General features: G+C 45.4%; 9 protein-coding genes and 1 pseudogene. 7 read left to right on the forward strand and 3 right to left on the reverse strand.

Annotated features, from left to right (window positions below; translation table 11 throughout):
* Nucleotides 1-40 precede the first annotated feature (40 nt).
* The 3 genes from recQ (at nt 41) to NDI42_RS20465 (ending at nt 5023) form a co-directional block, all read left to right on the forward strand.
* Nucleotides 41-2203, forward strand: a complete 2163-nt coding sequence (recQ, locus tag NDI42_RS20455; RefSeq protein WP_190459987.1) for a DNA helicase RecQ — start codon at nt 41-43, stop codon at nt 2201-2203.
* A 238-nt stretch (nt 2204-2441) separates the two neighbouring features.
* Nucleotides 2442-4397: an AMP-dependent synthetase/ligase gene (locus NDI42_RS20460; RefSeq protein WP_190459989.1), complete on the forward strand. Its 1956-nt coding sequence runs from the start codon at nt 2442-2444 to the stop codon at nt 4395-4397.
* A gap of 176 nt (nt 4398-4573) precedes the next feature.
* The gene (locus NDI42_RS20465; protein ID WP_190419747.1) at nt 4574-5023 is read left to right on the forward strand and encodes a YlqD family protein; all 450 of its coding nucleotides are present in this window, start codon (nt 4574-4576) and stop codon (nt 5021-5023) included.
* A gap of 91 nt (nt 5024-5114) precedes the next feature.
* Here NDI42_RS20465 and NDI42_RS20470 read toward each other — a convergent pair whose 3' ends face one another.
* Both NDI42_RS20470 and NDI42_RS20475 read right to left on the reverse strand, forming a co-directional pair.
* Nucleotides 5115-5666, reverse strand: a complete 552-nt coding sequence (locus NDI42_RS20470) for a hypothetical protein (RefSeq protein WP_190459990.1) — start codon at nt 5664-5666, stop codon at nt 5115-5117.
* Between the two features lie 43 nt (nt 5667-5709).
* Nucleotides 5710-5943: a hypothetical protein gene (locus NDI42_RS20475; RefSeq protein ID WP_348231463.1), complete on the reverse strand. Its 234-nt coding sequence runs from the start codon at nt 5941-5943 to the stop codon at nt 5710-5712.
* On the opposite strand from NDI42_RS20475, the gene NDI42_RS20480 reads away from it, so the two are divergent.
* A complete protein-coding gene (locus NDI42_RS20480) occupies nt 5942-7255 on the forward strand; it encodes a dihydrolipoamide acetyltransferase family protein (RefSeq protein WP_190459991.1) in 1314 nt (437 codons plus the stop codon). The two genes, NDI42_RS20475 and NDI42_RS20480, sit on opposite strands and share 2 nt — an antisense overlap.
* A gap of 83 nt (nt 7256-7338) precedes the next feature.
* Here NDI42_RS20480 and NDI42_RS20485 read toward each other — a convergent pair whose 3' ends face one another.
* The gene (locus tag NDI42_RS20485; RefSeq protein ID WP_190459992.1) at nt 7339-8604 is read right to left on the reverse strand and encodes an EAL domain-containing protein; all 1266 of its coding nucleotides are present in this window, start codon (nt 8602-8604) and stop codon (nt 7339-7341) included.
* Between NDI42_RS20485 and NDI42_RS20490 the strand changes: the two genes are divergently transcribed.
* From NDI42_RS20490 to NDI42_RS20500, 3 genes and pseudogenes are all read left to right on the forward strand, one after another.
* Nucleotides 8603-8830 (forward strand): hypothetical protein, encoded by a 228-nt coding sequence (locus NDI42_RS20490; protein WP_190459993.1) that lies wholly within the window; start codon nt 8603-8605, stop codon nt 8828-8830. The two genes, NDI42_RS20485 and NDI42_RS20490, sit on opposite strands and share 2 nt — an antisense overlap.
* 301 nt (nt 8831-9131) lie before the next feature.
* Nucleotides 9132-9416 (forward strand): hypothetical protein, encoded by a 285-nt coding sequence (locus NDI42_RS20495; RefSeq protein ID WP_190459994.1) that lies wholly within the window; start codon nt 9132-9134, stop codon nt 9414-9416.
* 79 nt (nt 9417-9495) lie between these two features.
* Nucleotides 9496-9756 (forward strand): annotated as a pseudogene (locus NDI42_RS20500) (REP-associated tyrosine transposase); the annotation flags it as partial.
* Nucleotides 9757-10030 lie beyond the last annotated feature (274 nt).

Genomic DNA, 10030 nt, shown 5'->3' on the forward strand with positions numbered 1-10030 from the left:
TTAACATTATGAGGGGAAAAAGCAGAAGCCCTCGCTAACAATGTCTCAGTTTCAATCTCTCGAACACGCGCTAAAGCGATTTTTTGGCTACGATAGCTTTCGCCCCGGACAACGCCAGATAATACAACAAGCGCTCTCTAATCGGGATTTGCTGGTTGTGATGCCTACAGGCGGTGGGAAATCTTTGTGTTTTCAGCTACCAGCACTACTGAAACCAGGATTAACTGTGGTGGTGTCGCCTTTAATTGCCTTGATGCAAGATCAGGTGGAATCGTTGCAGGATAATGGAATTGGTGCGACATTCCTCAATAGTAGTCTGAGTTTGGCGCAAGTGCGATCGCGGGAACAAGACATCCTCAACTCTCGCGTAAAATTACTTTATGTTGCTCCGGAACGGCTGCTATCGGAGAAATTTCTGCCATTTTTAGATTTAGTACAGCATAAAATTGGCGTCAGTGCGATCGCAATTGATGAAGCGCACTGTGTTTCTGAGTGGGGACATGATTTTCGCCCCGAATATCGCCAGTTGCAATTGCTACGCTATCGCTACCCAAATGTCCCCTTTTTAGCTCTCACCGCCACTGCTACCGAGCGCGTCCGCCAAGACATCATACAACAGTTGGTGCTGCGGCAACCAAATATTCACATTGCCAGCTTTAATCGCCCGAATCTCTATTACGAAGTTCAGCCAAAACTAAAAACAGCTTACTCGCAACTTTTGCAACAAGTTCGCGCCTCTAAAGGTTCCGGAATTGTCTATTGTCTGAGTCGCAAGCGGGTCGATGAAATTGCTTTTAGGCTACAGCAAGATGGCATCAAAGCTTTACCTTATCACGCGGGACTAAGTGATGAAGACCGCACATCTAATCAAAGACGTTTTATTCGGGATGATGTGCAAGTGATGGTGGCGACAATTGCCTTTGGTATGGGCATTAATAAGCCTGATGTGCGGTTTGTAATTCATTACGACTTACCGCGCAATTTAGAAAGTTATTATCAAGAAGCAGGAAGGGCAGGACGCGATGGAGAACCTGCTAGTTGTACAATATTTTTCGGCTACGGCGATATTAAAACTATTGAATATATTATCGACCAAAAATCAGATCCGCAAGAGCAAAGAATTGCCCGTCAACAGCTACGACAAGTTATAGATTACACTGAAGGAACCGATTGTCGTCGCACGATTCAACTAAGTTATTTTGGAGAACGTTTTGAAGGAAATTGCGGTAATTGTGATAACTGTCGCTTTCCGAAACCTCTAGAAGATTGGACAATCGAATCCCAAAAGTTTCTCTCTTGCGTAGCGCGTTGCAAAGAAAGATTTGGGATGAATTATATCATTGATGTGCTGCGCGGCTCGAAAAATCAGAAGATTCAGCAGAACGGACATCACGAACTTTCTACCTATGGTATTGGTACAGATAAAAGTGTAGACGATTGGAAGATGCTGGCGCGATCGCTTTTACACCAAGGACTTGTAGATCAAACCAGTGACGGTTATTCTGTCCTCAAGCTTAACGCCCTCAGCTGGGAAGTATTGCGCCGTCAGCGTGAAGTTAAAATTGCGGTTCCCACTGTCGCAGTGATAGAGGAATCACCGCAAAGAGTTGCTGAAGTGGAAATGTTGTATGAAAGACTGCGCCAGCTTCGCAAACAATTAGCAGACGAACAATCTGTCGCGCCCTACGTTGTCTTCTCAGATTCTACATTAAAGCTGATGGCGCGATCGCAACCCCAAACTTCAACAGAATTTTCTAGACTTTCCGGCGTTGGGGAATATAAACTAGCACAGTACGGGGAACGTTTTGTAAGCGAAATCCAAGCTTATTGTAAAGAGCAAGGAATTACCCCGCAAACCCCAGTAGCAACAGCAACAACTCCGTCAAAAAATCAACCCAGTTACACCCAACTCAAAACATTGGATTTGTATATGCAAGGTTTGAGCGTTGCCGAAATAGCCCAACAACGTGACTTGCGTACAGGCACCATTGTAGATCATTTAGCTGAATTAATTGCCCTGAATCAACCAATAGATATAAACTCAATGGTTTCCCCAGAACGTCAGCTAGAAATTTTAAAAGCTATTGAAGTTACTGCTACTGAATCTCTCACCAAAATTCGGGAATTCTTAGGGGAAAGCTATAGCTTTGATGAAATTCGACTGGTACGAGGAATGTGGAAACGAAGGAATAAAAATTTTTAAGGCAAAGGTTCGCCAAGAAAACCTTTACTTACCTCTGTGTTAAAAAAAATCACTTTTTTTTTTGCACGCACAGATTCCCATTCTATTAGAATACACTATTAAACTGTAAAGGTAAAGTATAAAATACTACCAATCTTAAGCCGTATGGCACAATAAAATCTGTCCTTAAAAATTGCTATTTGCTCCCCCCAAAGGAGTATGTTGGAAACACAGCGATTAGCTAGAGGAGAAATTGAGTATGTCGAAAACTCCCACCTTCCATCTCAGCGAGCGAGAGCGTGCTAACCTCAGCCATGTGGTAGATTACAGCTCAGCCCAATCTCTACCCGAAGTCTGGAAAAAAGCGCGATCGCATTTTGGGGATGCCATAGCCCTCCATGACCCCCACTCTCAACCAGAAGTTGTGCTAACTTATACCCAGCTTGCCGACAAAATTCAACAATTTGCTGTTGGATTGCAGGTATTGGGAGTAAAACCAGAATCTTGCGTAGCTTTATTTTCTGACAACAGCCCTCGCTGGTTCATTGCCGACCAAGGTATTATGACAGCGGGTGCCTTTAACGCTGTTCGCAGCGCTCAGGCAGAGCGGCAAGAGTTACTATTTATACTAGAAAATAGCGGCAGCACTGCCTTGGTAGTGGAAGATTTAAAGACGCTCTCAAAACTTTGGGAACACCTCAAAGATTTGCCAGTTCAGTTGGTAATACTACTATCCAATGAAAAACCACTCCAAGACTCCACTGTGAAAGTGTTGAACTTTTCTGGAGTTATGGCAGCTGGTGCAAATCAATCTTTACAAAGTGTCACGCAAACCCTAGAAAGTCTGGCGACATTAATTTATACCTCCGGCACTACAGGCAAGCCGAAAGGTGTGATGCTGAGTCATGGCAACTTGATGCACCAGTTAACCACCTTGGGAGCTGTTTTACAACCGCATAAAGGCGATCGCGCTATCACCATTCTCCCCACTTGGCACAGTTTCGGACGTATTGGCGAATACTTTTTTCTCTCCCAAGGTTGCACCCAGATTTACAGCAACATTCGTCACATCAAGCGAGACTTCAAAGAATATAAACCTCAGTACATGGTTGGCGTTCCTCGGCTGTGGGAATCAATTTATGAAGGTGTCCAAAAGCAGTTCCGCGAACAACCAGCTAACAAACAGAAACTGGTTAACAACCTACTCAATGTAAGTCAGCGTTACATCAAGGCTCGTCGCACCTTCTCAAAGTTACGCTTAGATAATCTATCTCCCTCGCTTCCAGAAAGAATCTTGGCTGGAATACAAGCTTTAGCTTTGTATCCTATCCATGCTCTTGCTGGAAAACTCGTGTATGAAAAAATACGCGAAGCTACAGGAGGAAAAATGAAGTATGTTCTCAGCGGCGGCGGTTCCTTAGCCATGCACTTAGAGAACTTCTTTGAAATTACCGGGCTTCAGGTACTCGTAGGGTATGGCCTTACGGAAACTTCCCCCGTCACCCACGCCCGTCGCCCTTGGCATAATCTACGAGGTTCATCCGGACAACCAATTCCCGGTACAGAAGCTAAGATTGTTGACCCGGAAACTCGTCAGCCGCTTCCTGTCGGTCAACGAGGTTTAGTGTTGTTGCGAGGTCCCCAAGTTATGCGAGGCTATTACAAAAATCCTGAAGCCACTGCTAAGGCAATTGACCCGGAAGGCTGGTTTAATAGCGGCGACTTGGGTTGGCTGACAGTGGCCAATGATGTGGTGCTGACCGGAAGGGCAAAGGATACGATTGTCTTAACTAATGGTGAAAATATCGAACCGCAGCCAATTGAAGATGCTTGTCTGCGAAGCCCTTACATCGACCAGATTACTCTAGTAGGACAAGACGAGCGATCGCTTGGTGCTTTAATTGTCCCCAATGTGGAAGCGTTGGAAAAGTGGGCAGCTTTACAAAATTTACACTTGCGTCTACCAGACCAACCATCTCCAGGCACACCAGAAATAGACCTCGATAGTAAGATCATTCAGGACTTAATCCGGCAAGAGTTGAATCGAGAGGTGCAAAATCGCCCTGGATATCGCCCAGATGACCGTATTGGCCCGTTTAGGCTAATTTTAGAACCCTTTTCCATTGAAAATGGCATGATGACCCAAACCTTGAAAATCAAGAGACCTGTCGTAATGGAACGCTACCGCGATATGATCGACGGGATGTTTGCCTGATTCAGTTGGAAAGTTGAAAAGTTGGCAAGTTGAAAGTTAATAAGTTAAAAATTGGTTAAGTTTAAACCTGTAACTTTCAACTTTCAACCTTCAAACTGATCCTACGGGAACGCCGTAGGCAGAAAAACTTTCTAACTTTTCTGAGTCCTCCTTTAATTTTCTCAAGTACAACGGATATGGATGTTTCTCAATCACACCTGCTGCTGAAGCGACCAGTTACTATTAAAGCGGTTGTCACTCCTCGTTGGAAGGAGGAAGCACAGCAGCAACTACAGACGCAAATTAATCAACTTGACTCTCAGCTACAACAGCTGGAGATGCAAGGACAGAGGGCAATATCGGAAATCCAAAAACAGAGTTTGCAGCCCCCTGGCCCTCAAGTGATGCAACAAATTGACAATATCCAAATCCAAGTCAATCAAAAGAAAAGTGAATTCCTAGAGCAAAAGAATCAGCTGCTGCAACAGTTGCAACAAGTGCAAATGATAGACCTCAACGACGAGGTTAACCACGGTCAAATTGAAGGCTTCTTTAAAGTTGAACCGGGAGACAACCTGATTCAAAAAATGCAGGTAGAAATTCTTCTGCGGGATGGAATTGTCGAAGAAATTCGCGGGGAAATTTAAGAATTTGGGAATTGGGGATTGGGGATTGGAAAAAAGTCTTACCTAGTCCCCAGTCCCCAATCCCCAGTCCCTAGCCCCCAGTCCCCAGCCCCTATTGACAAATTTCGGTTGACCAATCTTGATGACCCCGCCCCACACGACACTTTACCTGGGAACCAACCCAAGCTATCGTCCATTCTTGGGGCTTTTGGGCTGATGGAGAGGTTGGTGCAAATTCTACGCGATACTTAATACTACCAACAGAATCATCTGCAACCCCAGTTTGAGTAATAGTTACAACAGCTCGATCCGGTTGCGGATACTCAACCCTAACATCCCGCGATCCTCCCTCGGATTCAATGTTACCGAAAGCTGCCAGAGCGATCGCTTGCGGGTCAGTTCCCTTCAAAGATTTACCATCTTTGATATTCGTTAGAGGTATAGTTTTATACTTTTCTCTCTCTGCCTCTGCACTAACGGGGATACTTTGGCTCACCTGTGTCGTTGGCGATTGTAACCCAGGCGTAGGAGTATTATTCGTATCTGAACCTATAGCTGGATTTATAGCTGACCGAGGGTACTGTTCACGGATGTCGCTGCAAGCACCCAAACTCAGCGTCATACTTACTAACACCAAAAGGGAAATTCCAAATTTGCCAGACATTAGATATAATAGAAAGTTTCAATTTAGTTCTATATATCCAATTCTAGCCAGCAGCGCCAGCGTCCGGAGGAATCAGCGTTGTAAGGTTGTCAGCAATACAGACATATAGACCGTGGTAAGGTCTGATAGTAGGAGAGAAGCATCCCAAGCGAAAAATTTGGGATAAAGTCAGAAATTGTTCCTCGAATGCTTCGCCCCTAAGCCATCCGTCAAGATACAATATTCGTCTGGCTTTAATCTTGTTCTTGTAGACTGTCGATTCGGAAGACCACCCCATGATTCACGAAGTTTTCATGCCCGCTCTTAGTTCCACGATGACCGAAGGCAAAATAGTCTCTTGGGTCAAATCTCCAGGCGACAAAGTGGAAAAAGGCGAAACCGTGGTCGTTGTAGAGTCAGACAAAGCTGATATGGATGTGGAATCCTTTTATGAAGGCTACCTGGCTACAATCATCGTACCTGCTGGGGAAGCGGCACCCGTTGGGGCAGCGATCGCGCTGGTCGCAGAAACCGAAGCCGAAATCGAAACAGCCCAACAACAGGCTCCCAGTGCTGGCAGCGCCACCCCCACACCTGCACCAGCCCCCACTCCCCAAGAACAGCCAGCAGCCGCTACCGCAGCCGTAGAAACGCCACCAGCAGCACGGCGCAACGGACGCAGCATCATCTCACCCCGCGCCCGTAAATTAGCAAAAGAGCTGAAAGTTGATTTAAGTAACATCCAAGGCAGTGGCCCCCACGGGCGCATTGTTGCCGAAGATGTAGAAGCAGCAGCGAATAAAGGCAAACAACCTGCTGCCGCAACTGCCACACCAACAATGGTACCCGTTGCACCACAGCCAGCACCAACAGCACCAGCACCAGCACCATCTGTTAAACCCGCAGCAGCAGCCACTATACCAGCCGTTGCCGTTCCTGGTAGTGTCGTCCCCCTCAACACGCTGCAAAATGCCGTCGTGCGGAACATGGTAGCCAGTCTGCAAGTGCCTACTTTCCGCGTTGGTTACACCATCACCACCGATAACCTAGACAAACTCTACAAGCAAATTAAATCCAAGGGTGTCACCATGACAGCGCTACTCGCCAAAGCAGTAGCCGTAACCTTGCAAAAACATCCCTTGGTGAATGCCAGCTACTCAGAGCAGGGAATCCATTATCATAGTGCGATTAACGTAGCCGTAGCCGTAGCAATGGACGACGGCGGCTTAATTACGCCAGTTCTGCAAAATGCTGACCAGCAGGATATTTACTCTTTGTCCCGTACCTGGAAAGATTTAGTAGAGCGATCGCGCAGCAAGCAGCTGCAACCCGCCGAGTACAGTTCTGGCACCTTTACCCTCTCCAATTTAGGGATGTATGGCGTAGACAAGTTTGATGCCATATTACCTCCAGGGACAGGTGCTATCTTGGCAATTGGCGCGTCGCGTCCCCAAGTCGTCGCCACCGAAGACGGAATGATGGGAGTGCGGCGACAAATGCAGGTAAATCTGACCGCAGATCACCGAATTATCTACGGTGCAGATGGCGCAGCTTTCTTGCAAAGCTTGGCGAAGTTAATTGAAACTAACGTGCAATCTCTGACAATGTAACTTTCACTAAGGCAAAATTGGCGATTTGTAGGGGCATTGCCATGCCCCTACACAGGAAATTGACGGTTAATAAATCCATGCACCTAAATTTCCAAGGCAAAATCTGCATACATTGCAACACACAGAATAAACAGTTGGTTGTTGGCATCATGGAAGCGGGCTGAGACAGTGACGCACAAATCTCCTGACGGTCGCGGTACATAAGGGTCGGTCGTATAATAAGCAAATTGTGCTTCCAGCAAAAGATAATAATATTCCTTTAGCGAGTGATCGGTGCCTTTAACGGGCGCAGGAAAAATAATTGTCTTTTGTGGTTGCAAGTGCCGCAGGTTGCAGATGCAGTCGCTGACTTGTATGCCCGTTTCATCCAAAACGTGGATCGATTCCACTGAGGGATAATGTCCAATGATTTCGTTCAATTGCCGATCGAAATCTTCCACCTGAGTTGTGGTCAATTCCCTCAAGCAAGCGTCCACAGTCGCCAAGCGTTCCTCCTGCTTGGATTTGCGGGCTTTGATTTTAGCCAGCTTATGGCTTTTGAATTTGTTTGCGGTGTCGTTGATAGTGTCTTGGAAGCCGTTGTCCCGTTCGGCATCAATGGCGTGGGGTCTGGCAAAATAATAGCCTTGTAGCAAGTCCGCACCTAATTCTAGGACTGCGATCGCTTCCTCCTGGCATTCTATCCCTTCCGCGATTACCCAACCGCCGATTTTTTCCGACAACATGACCAGCGACTTGAAAATCTGCTGCTTGTGGTATTCGTTGTGAATATTTTGTACCAAACTGCGGTCGATTTTCAAAATGTCCGGCTTGATAAAAGCAATGCGGTCAAGGTTGGAGTGACCGCAACCTATGTCATCCAGCGCTACTAAAAAGCCATGCTGCTTGTAGCTGTCCACCATCCGACTCAACGCTTTGATGTCGTCGATGTGCGACTCCAGAATTTCGATGACGATGTTGTGCGGATTTAGATTTAAGTGTTCCACCACATCCAGCAGTTCGCCGCAGCCCTTTAAGTCACTAACCACCGTAGAAGGGTGAAAATTCAAAAACAAAATCAGCTTTGGGTTGGCAGCATGGAGGCGCAGGAAGTTTTCCGCAGCCGTTTTGCTGCACAGCTTGTCTAAATCTAGGATGGTGTCCAAAACAGCAGCTAAGCCGAAAAGAGTGTCGGGAGAAATAAGCGAACCGCCCTCCCCAATGCCTCGCGCTAACGCTTCCAGTCCAATAACATCTCTTCTACGGATTGAAACGATTGGCTGGAAATGAGGTTGCAGGCGCTTGTTTTGAATAATATCGCGGATGCAACAGCGGGGGGAATTATCAGAATCGACATTGGCAACTTGCATGGGTGAAAATTTACTAGCAATTTCTAGCAGACATCAAGTTGAAACCGCAGGAATGCAGTTACTGTCTCTAGCAATTCTTGATTGGGTGCAATACATCTCTAGGAACATGGCAATGCCATGTCCCTATCAAGCTGGACTGAACGTCAGAACTGCCATATATTCCACTGAAAAACTCTATACAGGGCAATATGGTTTACTTAATGTGTGCGATATTCAAGTCCAATGAACCCTGGCGATTGCTGCTTTCCTACTTCTTTTATATTACAGGGCAATCTTTGAAAGAACTGTATCATCCTTACAGCTTTACCTCATCGACACTTAGGGAATATATTTGGTAAATATAGGATGTTATTTTAAAAACAATAATTCTTTTGTTAAAATTTTTGTTTGGTGTTTCCTACCAAAATTAGCCGATTGGTGTCACCTCTCAATTATGCAACGCCCGTTTTTCGGTGTTTTCTCGGTTGTTGTTTTAAACCTTGATCAGCCAAGCTCTTAATCGAAGAGTATTATCAAGTTTGATTCAAATGCTAAGAATTTTTCGTTGGACGTTTGCCCTATCTGGCTTTTTGATTACACTGACAACTAAGGCTGCTTTTAGTCTTCCAGCATCGCAAGTACAATCTCATGTTGACATACCATTTTGTTATATGCAAACAGCAAATGGTCAAATGGTAAATTTAGAAACTTTGTGCGGTAAATCACCAACCACAGCACCAGCTAACAATACTCCCGTTTCATCTACCTTTCCACCTATACCTTCAAATCTCTCTAATTTGTCAATTCCGCCTTCAGGTCTTGCTCAAAAGTAAGCGATCGCATATCAACCCAGCAGTTCATCTACCGCCACACTGAACCCTTGCAAAACGACTTGAGTGCTAACCACCTCACCAAGTTTCTCTATCCAGACAAAGTAAAAAAGAGCAATCAATCTGGCAACGCCGCTTTTCGGAACATCAAATTCGAGACGAAGAAGATTTTGCTAAACACCTGGAGTATATTCACTATAATCCAGTCAAACATGGATTAGTGAAAGCACCGAAAGACTGGGAATATTCTAGTTTTTACCGTTATGTTGCTGCCGGATTATATGATGTATTTTGGGGTTCTGCGGAAGAAATGTTGTTTTATGTCAGTGTAGGACACGAGTAAGTTGGGAGCTGTTTTAATATCAATTTATAATAATTTTAGGTTGGGTAGAGCGAAGCGCAACTCAACAAATGCTTGTTAATAAATAAGTTGGGTTTCCTACGTCAACCCAACCTACTGTGAAGAATAATTGTAGCGAAACCCAACAAATGCTTGTCAATGTTGGGAGCATCCCGGTTTTGTAAAAATTCCATTAAGAAAAGATAATAGGTAGTCAACTGAAGTCTCAAAAGGTAAGCAAGAGGAACCGCTATGACCCCGGAAGAAAAAGAGCGTT

The sequence above is a fragment of the Funiculus sociatus GB2-C1 genome (genome assembly GCF_039962115.1).
In the GTDB taxonomy this organism is placed as follows: Bacteria; Cyanobacteriota; Cyanobacteriia; order Cyanobacteriales; family FACHB-T130; genus Funiculus; species Funiculus sociatus.

What these genes read in the sequence shown, in the direction of transcription:
- NDI42_RS20475 (WP_348231463.1), bottom strand. Translation starts at nt 5,943, where the DNA reads ATGGGGTGGTCTTCCGAATCGACAGTCTACAAGAACAAGATTAAAGCC.
- NDI42_RS20480 (WP_190459991.1), top strand. Translation starts at nt 5,942, where the DNA reads ATGATTCACGAAGTTTTCATGCCCGCTCTTAGTTCCACGATGACCGAA.
- NDI42_RS20470 (WP_190459990.1), bottom strand. Translation starts at nt 5,666, where the DNA reads ATGTCTGGCAAATTTGGAATTTCCCTTTTGGTGTTAGTAAGTATGACG.
- NDI42_RS20490 (WP_190459993.1), top strand. Translation starts at nt 8,603, where the DNA reads ATGGGTGAAAATTTACTAGCAATTTCTAGCAGACATCAAGTTGAAACC.
- NDI42_RS20485 (WP_190459992.1), bottom strand. Translation starts at nt 8,604, where the DNA reads ATGCAAGTTGCCAATGTCGATTCTGATAATTCCCCCCGCTGTTGCATC.
- NDI42_RS20495 (WP_190459994.1), top strand. Translation starts at nt 9,132, where the DNA reads ATGCTAAGAATTTTTCGTTGGACGTTTGCCCTATCTGGCTTTTTGATT.
- recQ (WP_190459987.1), top strand. Translation starts at nt 41, where the DNA reads ATGTCTCAGTTTCAATCTCTCGAACACGCGCTAAAGCGATTTTTTGGC.
- NDI42_RS20460 (WP_190459989.1), top strand. Translation starts at nt 2,442, where the DNA reads ATGTCGAAAACTCCCACCTTCCATCTCAGCGAGCGAGAGCGTGCTAAC.
- NDI42_RS20465 (WP_190419747.1), top strand. Translation starts at nt 4,574, where the DNA reads ATGGATGTTTCTCAATCACACCTGCTGCTGAAGCGACCAGTTACTATT.